Genomic DNA, 17,696 nt, shown 5'->3' with positions numbered 1-17,696 from the left:
CACGTTTAATAATCCGACCTTTTTCTTTTGCAAAAATGAAACGTGCATCTGTTGAATTGACGTGACTCAAACTCTAACATTTGTACCGTGCCAAGCAGCCTTTATCCTAGGCTGCTTCTTTGTATTCTCTACTGTACGATTTTACATGCAGCGAATTTGACTGCAGGAAGTCAACAAGTGCGCTCTTGACTAACAACTGCGAGGGTGGCTGTGATGTGAAAACAGTAGGGGAAGTTGTGTCGAAGTCATGAATACGTCCGATACGGTGAATGTTGAGGGTGATATAGTTGTGAATGAGGGCGATATAATTACAATTGAGGGAGATAAAATGGCTAGCATCTTTACAATTTAAAAGTTTTCTAATCTGTTAGACCATATTCCAGAGTGTTGGATTGTGTTTCTTTGAAAGTTTGGGAAAGTATGTTTTTGGATGATGTTGAATTGAGTGGCCGAGGGTTGTCAACGATTGACGACAGCTTTTTTGTTATTAGCCGTTTCGTAGTGAGAAGGGGTTTTATGGAATTTGCAGAACTCTATTAGTTAGACGGTTATATAATGGAGGAACATTAAGTGCAGAAATGGTTAGGTTCTTCGGGTGTATGTATGAATGAAAATGGTCAATTGTTAATGGTATTACAAGGAAAGCCTGAAGAGAAAAAAACCTGGTCGATTCCATCGGGAGGAAGAGAACACGGTGAGACTTTCGAAGAGTGCTGTATAAGGGAGATTAAAGAAGAAACGGGGTATTCAACCGAAATTGTGGAAGAAATTAAGGTTAAAAGAAGGACTTATGAACAACATACTTTATCAGTAGAAGTCCATTATTTCTTAGTAAAGGTTGTGGGAGGAAAAAGAAACTTTCAAGACCCTGATCATCTCATTTATGATATTGCTTGGAAAACAGTAGATGAAATAAAGACTTTAGAATTAACCTTTCCTGAAGATAGAGGTTTTCTTATTGCATACATAACGAAGATATTTCAATCCAATGCTTATTGAACAAACGGGTGACGCATTCCTCTTCCAAAACTCAGATTTGGTGGGGGCAGTCGCCCTTTTTTTATGAAAGTTTCCCCCGCCGAATGGGTCGGGCGGGTTACTAGTCTATTCTTTTTTTATTATCGGACGAACGGGGCAGGTTAGTGAAAAAACGCGAAACAGATTTATATTCTATTCGTATAGAATATATGATGTTTTAGAAAAATTGTGTTAGAAAAATGAAGGAGTTGATGGAAATGTCAAATTCCTGGAAAAGACCTAAAATTAAAATATCTAAAACTAAGAGTGAGTGGATTTGGGATTTCATAGGGTATTCATTTTATATAGGCTCGTTAATCTTTTTAATCTACACTTGGAGTTGGCTTCCTGACAAAGTTCCAGCACATTACAATGCGTTAGGTGAAGTCGATCGTTGGGGTTCAAAGATGGAACTTTTTATATTACCTATAATCGGTGCATTTATTGCATTATTAATGCAACTACTTGAAAAGTTCCCGGAATCACACAATTATCCAGAACGATTCAGGATAGAGAATGCTAAAGAGTTTTACTTGATAAGCAGAAAACTGGCAAATCAATTAAAAAATATATGTTTAATCATCTTTGCGTTAATCTTAATTGAATCCGTTTCAATTGCATTAGGTACCGGAAACGGATTTGGAGCATGGTTCCTGCCAATAGCAATAGTAAGTGTTCTAATCCCGATTGTAATAGGAATAATTAAACAGAAAAAGATTAAATAAGACATACCCCAATTCATTAAATAGTTCTAATAAAAGATTACTAACATATAGATACAAGGAATTGTTTATTGTCCGACCCCTCTAGACTAAAGTGGTAAAAAGGATTTATTTGAATGGAGAAAAAGCTCAATCTAGAAGTTATCTAACCGACGATAAACAAAGGAGGAGGTTGACGTATGAAAGCAGCTATTTACGAATAGCTGCTATTTAATGCAGCGGACCTTGACCTAAAAAGGAATAGGATACAATTTTGTAAGATTTATAGGTGTTGTTTAACTGAATTGGAAATATTTAATGAATAATAATTATCACACAATATCCACAGACATATTTATATAATGGAATTAAAATAGGTTTAAAAGCAGCGGATGTGATAATACCATGAAAAACCTTCCTGTATTATATAAGGGAAAAGAATATTTATTGATTGTTCAGTATGCATCCGGATTTTGTGAAGTGATAAAAAAAGATGAGTCAGACAACAAAGTTGAACTGGTCCATTTTTCGGAGCTGAAGTTTAGAAGTGAAACCGTCAAGTAGGTTCGATTTGCTTTATACTGTATTCAAATAAGGGCATTAATCCCAAAAGGATTATGCTCTTTTTTGTTGTAATCCCAATTAAAGTAAAGGAAGTTAATGTTAAATTGGAGAATATAATGGTAAGAAATATAAAGGAGGGGGAGAACTTGGGTAGTAAAAAACGAGCATATAGTGTGTTCTCATTTATTTTGATTTTTTTGTTGTTAGGATGTTCTAAAGAAACTTCCCTTGAGAATGAAATCGTAAAAATTCTTGAAAGCAGTGAAGGCAGAGATTATGAAAGAATGATCGACTACGACATTAAAGGAGATTATATTGTTGTCATTTATAAGAGCAAAGAAAATGAGCAATTAAATATCGGATTTATCAAGATACACAATGGTAAATTAGATTGGGAGATAGGCTTTGGAGGCCTAGAATTGAGTGGTGATGATACGTTTATTTCTGACCCGATTCATGTAAATGTGATGATCCCGAAGGAAACTGGCATAAATTACGTAAAAGTCTTTGGGGAATATGCAAAACAAGTAAAATACTCTAATGAGATTAATTATTGGATTTCATATACAAATAAATCACCAAACAGCTTGGACGTTGAGTACATAAAATAGCTTGAAATCTTATTCATTAGTTTAACAAAGTCATAATAGCAAAGGCTTGGAGCCATATATACGTCTCCAAGCCTTTTTGTACCTATTTTTGCTTCCAAGTTACTTGCTAATTAGTAGGCGATTCAAAACCAAACCTGTCCCCACAGCTGGACAGGTGCTTTGCATTTTAAAAAGCAGGTTAACGCTGGGGACAGCTACAATCGGGAAGGTTACAGGGTATCTGAATAATGTTGGAGTACTCTGGAAGGAATGAAGTCCAGGGGAAGGGGTTTTAGGGAAACAATGATTTTGTTCGGCATTTTGAAGTGGAGTTGCGCGTCTTTAAGATAGGTATACATTGCTTTTCCGCCAACCGAGTTGGCAGAGTGGACTGTAATTCGGCCGGCAAATAAGCCTTTTTCTACCATGATTTTTACTAAAAGAAGTCCATTTCGTGTTTTGTCCACCAAATCGTGATCGAGAGAAAGATGATTGATTTCTTGATTTAGTAATAAATAAATACACTCATCAATCGTTTTTACCAATGCATAACCAGGGGGCGGATTTCGGTAATCATCAAGGAATACGCTTATTTTTTCCATGCTTGCCTCCTTAAAGGGAGAACTAAGATAAGTCAATTGTCCCTGTTAATACTATAAGTATAGCATAAAATAGTTACGAAAACTGACATTAATTTGGCAAAGCACATTCTGCCCGAATGTACTTTGCCAAATTATTTCTTTGCTTGAAGGTACCTCACTGCATGGTGAAGACTTCCAAACGTGGAAATGCCAGTTATTTCTATGCCGATGTTGACCATCGTCTGCGCGATTTCTGGGCGGATGCCAGTCAAGATCGATTCAATACCGATCAACTTAAGCGCATTCACAACCTTGAAGATATGATTGGCAACCATTGTATCAATGATTGGTACGCCTGATAAATCAATAATGATATGACTGAGATTTAATGAAGAACCATATTTCAGGGCTTATTCCATCAGTTCCTGAGACCGTTTTGTATCAATATCCCCGATTAAAGGCAGGATTCCAATTTCCTCTGAAATCCGTACAATCGGGATTGACAGCTCCAGGGCAGTTAGCTCGGCAGCAGTAATCCGGGCAGCATAAGTTTCCGAGTAAGATAAGCTTAACCAATGGACAGCCCGGTCAACAACTGAATCGAACCTTGAAATAATATCATAAAACTCCGGGATTGTAAGGTGATACTTTAAAGACTCATCTCTAATAATTTCCCCAATCGTATTCCGGTAAAATCGAACTTCCTCAATCGCCAAATCAAGCGGCAAATCCAGATTGACGAGCAGATTGACCCCCTCCGCACCCCAATCTTTTAAATTTGCATATGTATTTTCCAAACTATCAAAAATGGACTGCGCGAAAATCACGATCAGGTTCTCCCGCCAATGCTTTAATGAGCCATTAACGGAGACGGAATACATATTGGGAACAGCATCAAATCTCCGTTCAGCCAACTCTTCTTTAAGGCTTTTAACTTTATCGGCCATTTCCTGCAGAGTTATCTCTAGTGAGGTTTTCAAGGTAATTTCCTCCTTATTTTTACAAAACTATTATAACTCTAAGCAGATAGGTTTGAAAACCAAGGATATTGTCAGTTTTTGTAAATATTGAAAACTACGAAAAAATACGCAGTGATATCCCGAATGTTTCTTAAGTCATTTAAAATTTTAATTAATAACTTTGTGCTGCAGTCTTACACCACAAGAACATTTCGATGACTTGAGGTACCGACCCTAATGTCAGGTAGAAAGTATCCATTAGCAATTCACACTCACCCGATCCAGTGTCACGGGGAGCCTCCAATGAATAGTGTAAAGAAGAGAGAGGAGGCCCCATTTATGACTCTTTTTACTAAGGAAGCTGTACTTCAATCAGAAGTTGATGCGTGGAAAAAAGATGCGGTTGCCACGTTTTCAGCTAAAATGCAGGATCGAACGAAACCGTTTCCCTGCATCCCGGCAACAATGGGCCATCAGCTTGACCACTTCCGATACGGATTCCTTCCTGCCCCCCTGGACGCAACGGCAGTCTCTGAACTTGCCCGTGCATTGGAAGAGTATTCAACTTACTATAAAGAACTGGGCAGTTACACATCCCTTGTTCTTTTTTATAAAAAAAACCATAAGGAACTGCTAACAGTCGAGGAATATGAACGAATTTTTTGGGACCAGCTGAGCCGAAGCAGCCTTTTGGATAAGAAGGAATGGCCAGAGCACATTCCCCAAGATCCGGAAAATACGTTATGGGAATTTTGTTTCCATGATGAACAGTACTTTGTATATTGCGGTACACCCGCCCATAAAAACCGGCAAAGCAGGCATTTTCCTTATATGATGCTCGCCATCACACCGAGGTCGGTGCTGGTCGAATTCAATAAAACTCCGGACAGGGCATCAAAAATCAAGTTGAATATCCGAAAACGGCTTTCCAATTATGATACCGCCCCAATTCATCCCGATTTAAATATGTATGGAAATGAAGACAACTATGAATGGAAGCAATATTTCCTCCGGGACGACGATAAAACCCTTTCCAAATGTCCTTTCCATCACTTTTTAAAAAAGAAGGATGAGTAGTTCTGTCGCATGCCAAACCGGCATGTTTTTTTATTAATAGGAAAGTCTTCTTGACGCAAAAAGAAAAACTGTGCTATTCGCTGATAATACTGGCGAATCCCAGTTTTTCTAATGCGGATAAAAGGGAAGGAGAGGGAAAAGATAAGGGAATGATGTGGATGGAGGGATACAATTGATACAACTAATTGACATACCAGCATTGCTTATTTTAGACGTCCAAAACGGGTTTGATGACCCTTATTGGGGGCAGCGAAACAACCGTGAGGCAGAGGACAACATTTACCGTCTGCTGACAGAATGGAGGAAGCGCAAAGGAATTGTAATCTATTCACAGCATTTATCGTTGCTGCCGCACTCGCCTTTAAATTATAAGGATGCAGAAAACGTCAGAATCAAGGATGCAATCAGTCCGATAGAAGGCGAAGAAGTGTTTCCCAAGAATGTGAACAGTGCATTCATTGGTACTCCTCTAGAAAGCTTTTTAAAAGAAAAACAGATTAAATCACTGATTATCACTGGCCTATCAACACAGCACTGTGTCTCCACAACGACGAGGATGGCAGGCAATCTTGGCTATACAAATTTCCTGGTGTCTGATGCGACGGCGGCCTTCGAAATCACTGATCATACTAATAAAAGACACGCGCCAGAAGTGGTCCATGAGCTGGAATTGGCTACTCTCCATAAGGAATTTGCTACAATCGTTACGACCGATGAAGTGCTTGAATCCCTTTTAAAACTACAATAAAAGGATGTAGAGGGCATATCCCTTTACATCCTTTTTGGTTCAAGAGCCTCTTTTCAGCTGCCTGCTCAACAGTGAAATCAATTTCATGCTTAACACCATCCATCCCCAGCTGTATAAAGCAGAACCTAAAAATACAAATGGCAAAACTTTTGGTGATAGGACCGAAGAAAGACCGGGTCCAAGAATCGGGAATCCGAACAGCTCTACAATGAGGCCAATGCCGATTGTTAGGCTAGCCCCGCTAAACAAGACAATGATGCTTTTATTTCGGAAAAAGTGCAGTGCAGCACCTAAACTGAGTCCGAGCAGGCCGGTTGTAAACGGGAACACGATTAATTCACTCGGCTGAATGAGTAGCAGCAAACAGACTGCCAGCAAGTAGGCCAACACACCAGTCTGGAGGGCTGCCACTGATGCAAGGACGATAGGAAGGGTGGCAGCCATACTAAAAGCATAACCTGCTCCGCCAAGTGCCCCGGTAAACTGGAGAATTGCAGCCATGCCTCCCAATATTGCCCCAAGTGCAATCCTATGTGCCTTTGTCTGATGTAAAGCAACTCTCGTAAAAATTCGTTTATACATTCTTTTTTCGATGTTGATTCCTCCCCCTTCGCACTATGTCAAACAGAAGCTTTATATAATAAAGATATAGGTACCATCTCAAGCTTATATTCCTTCAACAATAGCTGGTGGCCTGTTAAGGTGCTTTTTTGTTGAGTTCGTTATTCAACAAACTACTTGATGAATGGAAAATCCTATCACTTTATTTCTCTAAATTGTTTGTGTTAGTATACTAGTATATTAAAAATAGAGGAAAACAATTTTGGAGGAGCCTGTCACCAAGGGATATCTATGCCCTTTGGTGACAGGCTCTTTTCCACTTCTATTCTATTGAAAAAATAATAAATTTTGAAAGGAGAAGTATATGTTCATTCTTCAATTAGCACTCATTATTATTGCTGCTAAGCTAGCAGGTGCTCTGAGCGTAAGGTTCGGACAACCTTCCGTACTAGGGGAAATAATTGTAGGTGTTTTACTGGGGCCATCTGTGTTTGGATTAATCGAAGCAACAGAAACCTTAGCTACATTTAGCACAATTGGTGTAATTTTGTTGATGTTTATCGCTGGTTTAGAAACGGATCTCGGTGAATTTAAACGCTCTGGTAAATCATCAGCGTTTGTTGGTTTCGGAGGAATTATTGTTCCATTGTTTTTAGGATACTTGGCAGGGGAAATGATGGGTTTAACGAACTTGCAATCCTGGTTCTTGGGCGTCATGCTTTCTGCAACAAGTGTAAGTATCTCTGTTCAAGCTCTTAAAGAGATGAACCATTTAAAGACCCCTGAAGGAACGACTATCCTTGGTGCTGCTGTTATTGATGATGTCGTGGTAATGGTCATTTTAGCATTCTTAATAAGCTTTGCTGGCGGTGGGGATGTATCATTAACAGCATTGGTAATAAAGAAAGTATTATTCTTTGTCTTTGCTATTTTAATTGCTTGGAAAGTGGTTCCTTGGGTAATGAATCGACTCACGAAATTACCGGTAAGTGAGGCGGTTATTTCATTTGCATTAATTATATGTTTTATTTATGCATTTACAGCAGAAATTACGGGTGTTGCAAACATTATTGGAGCCTATATAGCAGGTATTGCCTTAGGCTTAACCAAGTTCAAACACGAAGTTTTTGAAAAGGTTGAAACGATCAGCTACTCAATTTTTGTTCCTGTATTCTTTGCCTACATTGGTATTTCAGCTGTATTTACTGGCATTCTTGATAATTTAGGGCTAATTATCTTACTTAGTATTTTAGCTATTCTAACTAAGTTTATTGGGGCAGGAGCTGGTGCCAAACTCTCTGGATTTGGCTGGAATAGCTCAATGGGAATCGGATCAGCAATGGTTTCCCGCGGTGAAGTTGCCTTAATTGTCGCATCAATGGGCTTAGCATCAAATCTAGTAACTCCAGATTTGTATGCAACAATCATTGTTGTTGTGATCGTAACAACGATTGTTACTCCTCCAATGATGAAGTTCTTTTTTAAACGGAATATAAAATCTGAAACTGAATTATTAGCAAGTTAATCAATAAATTTGGCAGCATTTCTAAAAGGAATGCTGCCTTTTTAATAAGTGTATGGTAATACACTATAGGATGCTTTGAGCCAGGAAGGATTAGGGAGCTTTTTTGTTGAAATCATTATCAAATTGCAGTTTGTTTAAGTAAATAAGCATTAAGAAATGTTATAAGTGACTTTGTCGTAAAATTTTTAACACTAGGGTCATTAAGAAACGCTATAAATGACTTTGTCACAAAAATTTTAACCCTATAGTAATTAAGAAAAGTTGAAACAAATAAGGATGTTTATCCGTTAGTATATTAAATTGGTTTTTTAAGGGGCATTTAATTGAGTGCACTATTAACTTTAATTGGCGATATCTTTGCTGCTATTGCAGGTTCATTAATGAAGAATAAACGAGATAAAAAGTAAGAAGGGAACTTTAAGTGTCGTTTTAAGCTTAAGGTTTAAAGGTTTGAAAAATCGGCTTCTAAGGTACTGGCTGCTTTCATCCTGGAAGGTTTAAGCCTGGCCGTCCTCCAAAGAAGAGTCGAACAGTAGACCTTCTTTAGCTTAGGGGGGGAGATGAAGAAGGGATTTCCAATAATTTGGAGAATATAACTTAAAGGTTCAAGGACAAAACGCCATGTCGAAAATGTGAAAATGTCCTTAAGCAAGAATTTCACAAGTTAGCTAAAACAGGGGGATAAAATGATTCAAGTACAACAAATAACTCCATCTGCACTCTTATTAAACCGTAACTCGCTGGAAGAGTATTTAGAAGAAATGTTTAGCGGCTTAGTTTCCGAAAACTCTTGGATGACCGAATGGGAACAGTTAATTCAACGATTTCAGCTGCTTAAATTTAGGGATTTATCTGAAAACGAAATTAAAAGCCTTGAATGGGATACTTCCGAAATAGGGGGGATAGTCAACAAAACTTTTCAAAATGTAAGTCAATATCTTCCCTTCAAGGAGATGCGTATTACAGTAGTGCCTGCCCTACTGTTACCATATTTTAAAGAAAAGCCGCAATCACTTTGGACCAATGCATTTACTAATGGACCAGGCAACATCATTATTGCGATCCCTCCGCAACCAGATATTGATTTTCTTCACTATTTATTAGCCCACGAATGCCATCACGCAAGTCCCGAGAATCCTATCTATGATTTATCGTTAAGTACATTTACATTAGAAGAGTGGTATAAGATGGAGGGAACAGCAGATTATTTTGCCCTTTCTTTGTATCCTGATAAGAGATGGTGGAAGGATAACCTCCCAGCTAAGGCGGAAACGGCGTATTGGAATCAATGTAGGGATTATCTTAAATCGACGGACGATAACGTAAAAGGAGCATTATGCTTTGGGAGCCGTAAAAAAGGAATTCCTGTTTTCGCGGGATATTCGTTCGCTTTAAAAGTAATTACAAATTATGTGTCAACTAATCAAATAAAAGATATTAGGGAACTATTTTCAGTCGAACCTTCTGTATTGTTGGAATGTTATACAACTAATTCACTGTTAAGTTAATGGGTATAATCCTTCAATAACGAAGGATAGCTTTTCTAAGTAAAGGGGCAGTATCGTTTAAGAAAGTAAACAATGCGCTTAAATTAAAAGGTGTTTGTCCTCAACAAAGGCTTGGAGTTAATGCTCCAAGCCTTTTTCTTTGGTTAATTGCTTACAAAATCGCCTGTTAATTGCTATGCGAAAAACACTGCAATAGAATTTATGCTCCAAAACCGAAACTGTTACCGAAGAGGAACCTTTCTTTTTCGTTTATATGCCGATAAAGGTGGAATATCAATGAGAGATGAAGTTTGAATTTTTAATAATTTTTCAGAGATTAGATGCTTGATTCAGCCGCTTGAGATTTCTGTTTAAGGAAAATCAGATGTAATCAAACATTCATCGATAGGAGGAATTGGATGCGAGTGCTTGTGATCGGAACATATGATTTGACTGGAGAACATGTAGTGAAGCTGCTTGCTGAAAAACAGCATGAAACAGTTGCTATGGCAGGCTCTGAAAACCGGGTCGAGGAATTGAAGAGGCTTGGCGCGGCTGAGGTTGTTCTAACAAATGGGAATGATGTTTTCAACGTTATGTCAGGTTGTGATGCTGTCATCTATTTAGGTGGGGCAAGCCCGAGGACCGGGGAGAGCAAACCGATTTTAATTGACCACCAACTCGTTGTGGATTGCATTCAGTCAGCTGTGAGGTGCGGAGTCAAGCGGTTTGTGCTGCTGAGTGCTTTGAGGGGTGAGGAAAGTGACGCGAGCGGATCCGGTACAACTGAAGCGAAGCAGATGCCGGAAGAGCTTTTAAGGCAGGAGGATCTTGATTATACGATCATCAGGCCGGGCATACCTGTAGACAAGCCTGGAAACGGGAAAGTGACCGTGGCCAAAACCCTTATGGACGAAGAAGATGAGATTCCGAAAGAAGACCTCGCCTCCGTGCTGGTAGAAGCATTGGAAACGGAAAAAGCAATTGGTAAAACAATCACCGTAACGTCCGGTGAAACGCCAATCGGCCAGGCGCTAGCAGAATTATAGACTGATAGAAAAGGGTGATTTGATGGCAGAAATGAAGAAAATCCTTCCGGCGTTAGTGAAAGGGACTGCCGTACTGGGAGCAGCAGCGGCGGCCACCTACCTGTATCGGAAAGATGATACTCAAAAGCAGCATTCAATTCTTAGGAATTTCCCGCTCCTTAGCAGAATCCGCTATGTGACCGAGCAAATCGGCCCCGAGCTCAGGCAATATTTGTTCCAGAGTAATCTCGAAGGTACACCCTTTCCAAGGAAGGAATTCGAGGACATTGTTAAGGCCGGCAAATACAAGGAGCGGCTGATTGGTTTCGGGTCAGAACGTGATTTTTCAAAAAGCGGCTACTATATCCGCAATAGCATGTTCCCTAAGCAGCGGGAAGAACTGAAAGTCGATAACAGCCAAAAAATCAATACGATGGTGTATAAAGTGGATGAAGAAGGCCTGATAACCCGGAAAGAGCATCGTGAAGAAAAGCAGGTGGATCCTTATTTCCTGACAGATGAGGATGCGGTTGTGATTGGCGCTGATACATGCCGGAAACCGTTCAAGGTAAAAGGGCTTGTCGGGCAGTCGGCGATGAGTTACGGTGCGCTCGGAAAAAATGCGATTACCGCGCTCTCGAAAGGGCTTGCCCTGGCAGGCGGGACGTGGATGAATACCGGGGAAGGCGGGCTTTCAGATTACCATCTGGCCGGGAATCCCGATATTATCATGCAGATTGGCCCGGGATTGTTTGGGGTTCGGACGCCGGGCGGGGAATTTTCCTGGGAAGAGTTCAAGCGAAAAAGTGAAATCGAACAAGTAAAGGCGTTTGAATTAAAACTTGCCCAGGGAGCGAAAATCCGCGGCGGCCACCTTGAAGGCGAAAAGGTGACCGAGGAAATCGCGCGAATCCGCCTCGTCGAACCAGGAAAAACAATTAACAGCCCAAATCGTTTCTATGAATTCAGCAACTACCACGAAATGTTTGAATTTGTGGAGAAAATGAGGGAAATTGGCGGAAAGCCTGTCGGGATTAAAATTGTTGTCGGGGACCTTGATTCACTTGAAGAAATGGCTTCTGTAATAAAAAATACCGGTATGGGGCCTGATTTTATCTCCGTAGATGGCGGTGAAGGAGGAACAGGCGCAACCTACCAGGAGCTTGCTGACGCAGTCGGACTCCCAATTCAATCAGCGCTGCCAATCGTTGATGAAATGCTGAAAAAATACAGCGTCCGGGATCGAGTAAAGCTAATCGCATCCGGGAAGCTGATTACACCAGATAAGATTGCGATTTCACTCGCAATGGGTGCGGACCTTGTCAACATTGCACGCGGCTTCATGATCAGCGTCGGCTGCATTATGGCTGGCCAGTGCCACACAAACGCTTGCCCGACGGGAGTCGCAACAACCGATCCAAAGCTTCAGGACGGCCTCGTCATTGAGGAGAAAATGTACCGGGTCGCCAACTATGTTATCTCAATGCGCGAAGGTTTGTTCAATCTCGCAGCTGCGGCGGGGATTGATTCCCCGGTGAAGTTTGAGCGGAAGCATATCGTTTATAAAGATGAATGGGGCAGGGTAACGTCCGTCGGTGACATTATCCTGACACCTGATAAAGTTCATGCAATTAGGGAGAAGGAAAGGGCGTAACGAACTCTCACGTAACAAAATTTAAAAGGATTAGTTAAATTGTTACCAATTGTACAAGATAGAAATAAATAGGATGTGGGGGATTTTAATGAGAAAACAATTAATGGACATGTTAGAAGCTCGTAAAGATGAAATGATTCAAATTCGCCGTTATTTACATGAGAACCCGGAACTTTCATTCAAAGAAGAAAAGACTGCTGACTATATAGCCGATTTTTACAAAGGAAAAGATGTGGAAATTCAACGGAATGTAGGAAATGGATACGGTATCATCGTAACCATAAAAGGTGGAAAGCCCGGAAAGACGGTTGCCCTTCGTGCTGATTTCGACGCTCTGCCGATTAAGGAAGAAACAGATGTACCGTTCAAATCAAAAAATGAAGGTGTGATGCATGCCTGCGGCCACGATGCCCATACTGCCTACATGCTTGTTCTGGCAGATTGCCTGATCCAATTGAAGGATTCAATTCCCGGAACAATTAAAATCATTCACCAGCATGCGGAGGAAACACCTCCAGGTGGAGCGAAAAGCATCCTTGAAACTGGTGTATTAGATGATGTAGACAATATTTATGGGGTTCATATTTTCCCTTCCCATCCAGCAGGTTTTGTCGGCTACCACAGCGGATATTCACTGGCAGGCAGGTCATTTTTTAAATTAATCATCCAGGGTAAAGGCGGCCATGGTTCATCTCCGCATTTGGCCAATGATTCCATTGTTGCTGGTGCTCATTTTATAACAGCAGTACAAACCGTAATTAGCCGCCGGATCAATCCGTTTGAAATGGGAGTCATTACAATCGGCTCATTCGATGGGAAAGGAACATTCAATGTCATTAAAGATAGCGTGGAGCTTGAAGGCGACGTCCGCTATATGACAGTTGAAACCCAGGAGATCATCGCAAAAGAAGTTGACCGAATAGTAAAAGGAATTGAGGCCGAATTAGGTGTGGAATGCAAGCTCGAGTATACGGCCGATTATCCGCCACTCTATAATGACCCGGAGGTAACAGCGAACGTGGCAGCAAGCCTAAATAGTATGAATGACCCCGACATTAAAGAGGTGGGCGACTATCCAATGCTCTCTGGATCCGAAGATTTTGCTTATTATCTTGAAAAAATTCCAGGGTGTTTCTTTTTCGTTGGCTGCAAACCAAAAGGGGTGGAGGAAGCATATTTCAACCACCATCCGAAATTTGATATTGATGAAGACTGCCTGATTGTTGCAGCAAAATCGGTTGGACAAGTTGTTTGCAGCTATTATGGGCTGGAGTGAATCCTAAAAAAAGTGCCTGTCATGACCTGTATTTTGTTTACAAGGGGAATGATCAGGCTTTTTTCATTTGGTCCAGGTACCGTTCTATGATTTAATAGAAATAATCAAAAAGTAACAGGCAGCAGATGATGGGCAGGGACTTAAGATGGAAGAATATCAATCCGACTCTTTGGATTTTTTGCAACATAAAAAAAATGGCCTTACTCCTGAATACATTGAAAGTCTCCATATGGGAAGGGAAAAATTACTTCAGGGTATTCAACATGGCGATAGAGAATTGATAAGAATATTTATGAATGACTCAACTATATTTTTTAAAGATGACCAATTAAAAATTCTTAACAGGGTGCCGAATAATAAACTTCGTTCCTTTAAAAACATTTCTTTATCCCACAACACTCTATACAGTTATGCGGCTGAAAAGGGTGGGTTAAGTCCATGGCAATGCCACTTTATATCTGAGAAATACGCAATAATGATTGAGCATGCCGAAACCATTTCAGAACTTGAAAAAATTAATGCCAATATGATAACAGAGTATTCCGACACATCAATCCGATTAAATCATAAAAGCAAATTATCTATTGTTGAGAAAGCAGAAAATTATATAGAGACGAACTTTTCGGAGGATATCTCAATAGAGGAAATAGCGAGGAACTTGCATGTAAATCCTTCTCATTTAATGCGTGTGTTTAAGAAGGAAAAAGGAATAACGATTAGCCATTTTCGAAATTTAAGAAGAATAAAAGAAGCGAAAGAACTAATTTTATTCTCCCGGCTTTCCATGGCCGATATTGCCATCATGGTTGGGTTTTGCAGCCCCCAGTATTTCTCGAAGCTTTTTAAACAGGTAGAGGGAGTCACTCCTTTAGAGTACAAAAAGAAAGTCACAAAATAAGGGAATACGAGGACAATTTTTAGGCGTATGAGAAATCATATGCCTTTTTGGGTTGCCTTAATAAATGCAAGTTTAGTATAAAAACGTGCAATTGTAGTGTAAAGCTCTTTTGAATTTATGTTGTATACTTGTATTCAAGTGGTTGTTAAAGCGTTTTCAATTTTAGGTAGCAAGCTCATTCCTTAACTAACCGCTTAAATATGCTTTTTTAAACGAAATGTAAGCGGTTAAAAAAGCAAATAAAACTAAAAAAGGAACTGAAGGAGGGTCAATTCATGAGAAAGTTTGGAGTTAGAGACCAGGTTGGATATATGTTAGGGGATGTTGGCGGAAGTTTTGTAAACCTTTACATTAGCAGCTTCTTCATTATCTTTTGTACGTATGTACTAGGGGTCAGCCCGTATTTTATGGGAACGATGTTTTTAGTTGGAAAAGTATTTGATGCAATTATTACAGCAATTATGGGTACGCTTCCTGATCGCTTTAGAATCGGAAACTCAGGTGATAAGTTCAAGCCATGGATTAATTTTTCAAAATGGCTTTTAGCTGCGGCTTGTATACTGGCATTTGTTGATGTGTCCAGTTGGGAATCGACAGCGATTCACGTTTGGGTGGTTGCCACTTATTTATTCTTTTGTGTTGCCTATACGGCAGATGCGATACCGTATGGTTCATTGGCATCCGTTATTACAAACGAACCGGTTGAGCGGACTAAACTTTCTCGTGCACGGTCAATTGGCGGGATGATTGTCGGAGTCGGATTCTTATCTTTCGTTCCTATGTTCATTTATGACAAATCGGGGGCTATTGTTCCAGAAGCCTTCTTCTATATTGCGATTGTATTTAGTATTTTATCTCTAATTTCTTATACTCTGCTTTTAAAATTAACAACAGAACGGATTCGGGACAACCGCCCTCCGGGACAAAAGCCTGAGTATGATTTTAAAGATGCTTTTAAATCAGCCTTTACGAATCGGCCGTTAATTGGGATGATGGTTGCTACTTTAGGATCGATGCTGATTGTTTCCGGAGTTACTACCTTGGCTCCAATCGTGTTTGCTGAATTCTATGACATGCCGAGTGCATTTGCAATTAATCAATTCATTTCGATGGGTTTGACACTCGTATTGTTCGTGTTTATCCCTAAATTGGTAGCAAAGTTCAATAAACGAAATTTAATTATTGCCACCTCTGCCTTCAGTTTGCTCGCTTCGGCTTTCATGACGTTTGTGACAATCAATAATGTGTATTTGTTTGCAGTTTTATATAATATTGCAACGATTGGTTCTATGGTATTTGTCATGCTTGTCTGGGCGCTTGTCACCGACTGCATTGATTTTACAGAATACAAGACTGGAAAGCATTACGAAGGAACACTCTATTCACTCTATTCGTTTATTCGGAAGGTAGGAATGGGTGTAGGGGCCGCATTGGGGAGCTATGCCTTAGGCTGGGTCGGTTTTGTATCCGGTGCAAAAACACAAACACAAGAAGTCGCAACAGGTGTATTGAAAATGTATACGGCTATGCCAATAGCTGCATTCGTTCTAATTTTAATCGGTGTAGGTTTGATCTTTCATTTGAACACCGAGAGGACCAATGAAATGTATGCAATATTAAAAGAAAGAAGGGCTTCCTAAGAAAGTTCGAGTATGAAAGATTTCTTTCTTATTTGGGATTCCTTCAACCTAGTATAGGAGATGTTCACTATGTCAGAAATGCGTACTCGCTTTTTATCAAAATTAACGAATGGTGAAGTGGAAGACTATTTACAAAGAAACGATTTGATCTATATACCGGTCGGAGTAACAGAAACCCATGGCGCCTTGCCTCTCGATGCCGAGACTGTGCTTGCAGAGGCTATTGCGTTAAAAATGGCTGAAGAATCGGGCGGCCTAGTCCTGCACAACCTGCCTTATTTCTTTCCAGGCGGAACGATTGTAGCCAGGGGAACGATTCAAATGAGCATAAAAGACGGAATGGCCTATTTGGATAAAATCGCAAAGTCTTTGCTGAACCAGGGGTTTAGGCGGCAGGTTTATGTGACCAGCCATGGCCCGGCCCATATGACAGTCAGCGGCATGGTCCGCGATTTCTTTGACGAAACAAAAGTTCCTATCCTGTATATGGATGTTTTAAAAGCAGCTGAGGCTGCCGACTTCAATTTAATGGATAACTTCCATGATATGTCCATTGGCGCTTATAGAGTGTTAGGCAGATTGGAAGATGTACCGTTGAATGTACCCGAATCGCATTCGGTTACGTATGATATTGGCCATATGCTAAAAGGAATGGATAAAAATCCGGGGAATGTACTGGGAAAGTATGCATATCAATCGGGGGCTATAGGTTCCTACTTTTATGCGCCGTCCGATCATATGGCAACACCGCTTTTGAAAACACCTGAAGAAAGAGACGAGTATGCCAATAGGGGTGTTAGAGCGATAGACGACTTTGTAAAGGCATTAGATATGCCGGCTATCGTTGAAACCCTTCGCCAAGTGGATGAGTATACAAGGGATACGATACTCCCTAAATACGGAGCCAATTTAGCAAGTGGAAAATACTAAGGTAATATGAATCCCCGATTTTAGGAGGCTGGCCCAGAAGTTTAAAGCTTTTGGGACAGCCTCTTTTCAATTTTAATAGATGTATCGTAGGAGGGGAATAGTACAAACTAACGTGATTGGAATTTCCGTGAAGAGAGTCAAAATTTACGGATAACAGACAAAATTTCCGTGGTAACCGGTTCGATTTACGGGAAGGGAGAGTGGGGAATATTGTAATACATCTTAAAGGTAAACTTATAGAAGAAGTCGGCGCCCTGCCGACAGACTGGTTTGTCCTGAATATCTGAAAAACGGTCCTGCAAAGTTTGGGAAATGTCCTGTATATGTGAAAATGTGTCCTGTATTTTGAAAAGTTTGTCTTAATTGATTTTGCGGCCTGCGGTTTCGGGTGTTGATGTCACCCACTCAATGGATTAATTTTTCTGCAAAAGGCCACTATATTAGGGAAAACCAGAGGTCA

The 17,696-nt window shown here is 40.2% G+C and carries 17 protein-coding genes; 13 read left to right on the top strand and 4 right to left on the bottom strand.

Features of this window, described 5'->3' with window-relative positions:
- The first annotated feature begins 570 nt into the window (after positions 1 to 570).
- The 3 genes from A8F94_RS16475 to A8F94_RS16465 all read left to right on the top strand — a co-directional run bounded on the left by A8F94_RS16475 (position 571) and on the right by A8F94_RS16465 (position 2,893).
- On the top strand, positions 571 to 999 hold the full coding sequence (locus A8F94_RS16475; RefSeq protein ID WP_066202674.1) for an NUDIX hydrolase: 429 nt from the start codon (positions 571 to 573) through the stop codon (positions 997 to 999).
- 236 nt (positions 1,000 to 1,235) lie between these two features.
- Positions 1,236 to 1,742, top strand: a complete 507-nt coding sequence (locus tag A8F94_RS16470; RefSeq protein WP_066202671.1) for a DUF1648 domain-containing protein — start codon at positions 1,236 to 1,238, stop codon at positions 1,740 to 1,742.
- Between the two features lie 656 nt (positions 1,743 to 2,398).
- Positions 2,399 to 2,893: a hypothetical protein gene (locus A8F94_RS16465; protein WP_139070122.1), complete on the top strand. Its 495-nt coding sequence runs from the start codon at positions 2,399 to 2,401 to the stop codon at positions 2,891 to 2,893.
- A 209-nt stretch (positions 2,894 to 3,102) separates the two neighbouring features.
- Here A8F94_RS16465 and A8F94_RS16460 read toward each other — a convergent pair whose 3' ends face one another.
- From A8F94_RS16460 to A8F94_RS25105, 3 genes are all read right to left on the bottom strand, one after another.
- Positions 3,103 to 3,474, bottom strand: a complete 372-nt coding sequence (locus A8F94_RS16460; protein WP_066202665.1) for a cyclic-phosphate processing receiver domain-containing protein — start codon at positions 3,472 to 3,474, stop codon at positions 3,103 to 3,105.
- Positions 3,475 to 3,605: 131 nt separating this feature from the next.
- On the bottom strand, positions 3,606 to 3,824 hold the full coding sequence (locus A8F94_RS25110) for an STAS domain-containing protein (protein ID WP_368072797.1): 219 nt from the start codon (positions 3,822 to 3,824) through the stop codon (positions 3,606 to 3,608).
- 39 nt (positions 3,825 to 3,863) lie between these two features.
- Positions 3,864 to 4,433: a hypothetical protein gene (locus tag A8F94_RS25105; RefSeq protein ID WP_077247775.1), complete on the bottom strand. Its 570-nt coding sequence runs from the start codon at positions 4,431 to 4,433 to the stop codon at positions 3,864 to 3,866.
- A gap of 318 nt (positions 4,434 to 4,751) precedes the next feature.
- Between A8F94_RS25105 and A8F94_RS16450 the strand changes: the two genes are divergently transcribed.
- Both A8F94_RS16450 and A8F94_RS16445 read left to right on the top strand, forming a co-directional pair.
- A complete protein-coding gene (locus tag A8F94_RS16450) occupies positions 4,752 to 5,489 on the top strand; it encodes a YqcI/YcgG family protein (protein ID WP_066202662.1) in 738 nt (245 codons plus the stop codon).
- Positions 5,490 to 5,661: 172 nt separating this feature from the next.
- Positions 5,662 to 6,237: a cysteine hydrolase family protein gene (locus tag A8F94_RS16445; protein ID WP_254660879.1), complete on the top strand. Its 576-nt coding sequence runs from the start codon at positions 5,662 to 5,664 to the stop codon at positions 6,235 to 6,237.
- A gap of 39 nt (positions 6,238 to 6,276) precedes the next feature.
- Here the strand turns inward: A8F94_RS16445 and A8F94_RS16440 are convergent, their stop codons facing one another.
- Positions 6,277 to 6,738 (bottom strand): hypothetical protein, encoded by a 462-nt coding sequence (locus tag A8F94_RS16440; RefSeq protein ID WP_139070121.1) that lies wholly within the window; start codon positions 6,736 to 6,738, stop codon positions 6,277 to 6,279.
- A gap of 424 nt (positions 6,739 to 7,162) precedes the next feature.
- On the opposite strand from A8F94_RS16440, the gene A8F94_RS16435 reads away from it, so the two are divergent.
- From A8F94_RS16435 to A8F94_RS16400, 8 genes are all read left to right on the top strand, one after another.
- A complete protein-coding gene (locus A8F94_RS16435) occupies positions 7,163 to 8,323 on the top strand; it encodes a cation:proton antiporter (protein WP_066202657.1) in 1,161 nt (386 codons plus the stop codon).
- 686 nt (positions 8,324 to 9,009) lie between these two features.
- Positions 9,010 to 9,831, top strand: coding sequence for a DUF2268 domain-containing putative Zn-dependent protease (locus tag A8F94_RS16430; protein WP_066202654.1), 822 nt, complete (start codon positions 9,010 to 9,012; stop codon positions 9,829 to 9,831).
- A gap of 398 nt (positions 9,832 to 10,229) precedes the next feature.
- Positions 10,230 to 10,859: an NAD(P)H-binding protein gene (locus tag A8F94_RS16425; protein WP_066202652.1), complete on the top strand. Its 630-nt coding sequence runs from the start codon at positions 10,230 to 10,232 to the stop codon at positions 10,857 to 10,859.
- A 31-nt stretch (positions 10,860 to 10,890) separates the two neighbouring features.
- Positions 10,891 to 12,492: an FMN-binding glutamate synthase family protein gene (locus tag A8F94_RS16420; RefSeq protein ID WP_077247819.1), complete on the top strand. Its 1,602-nt coding sequence runs from the start codon at positions 10,891 to 10,893 to the stop codon at positions 12,490 to 12,492.
- Positions 12,493 to 12,580: 88 nt separating this feature from the next.
- Positions 12,581 to 13,768, top strand: coding sequence for a M20 family metallopeptidase (locus A8F94_RS16415; protein ID WP_066202649.1), 1,188 nt, complete (start codon positions 12,581 to 12,583; stop codon positions 13,766 to 13,768).
- Positions 13,769 to 13,913: 145 nt separating this feature from the next.
- Complete coding sequence (locus A8F94_RS16410; RefSeq protein ID WP_066202646.1) at positions 13,914 to 14,666, top strand: helix-turn-helix domain-containing protein; 753 nt, start codon at positions 13,914 to 13,916, stop codon at positions 14,664 to 14,666.
- A gap of 275 nt (positions 14,667 to 14,941) precedes the next feature.
- A complete protein-coding gene (locus A8F94_RS16405) occupies positions 14,942 to 16,306 on the top strand; it encodes an MFS transporter (RefSeq protein WP_066202643.1) in 1,365 nt (454 codons plus the stop codon).
- Between the two features lie 69 nt (positions 16,307 to 16,375).
- Positions 16,376 to 17,236, top strand: coding sequence for a creatininase family protein (locus A8F94_RS16400; RefSeq protein WP_217490921.1), 861 nt, complete (start codon positions 16,376 to 16,378; stop codon positions 17,234 to 17,236).
- The last annotated feature ends 460 nt before the right edge of the window (positions 17,237 to 17,696 follow it).

It is taken from the genome of Bacillus sp. FJAT-27225 (genome assembly GCF_001685025.1).
Classification (GTDB): domain Bacteria; phylum Bacillota; class Bacilli; order Bacillales; family Cytobacillaceae; genus Bacillus_D.
The sequence above is the reverse complement of the archived record's forward strand: the minus strand, read 5'-3'. Positions and strand labels throughout refer to the sequence as shown.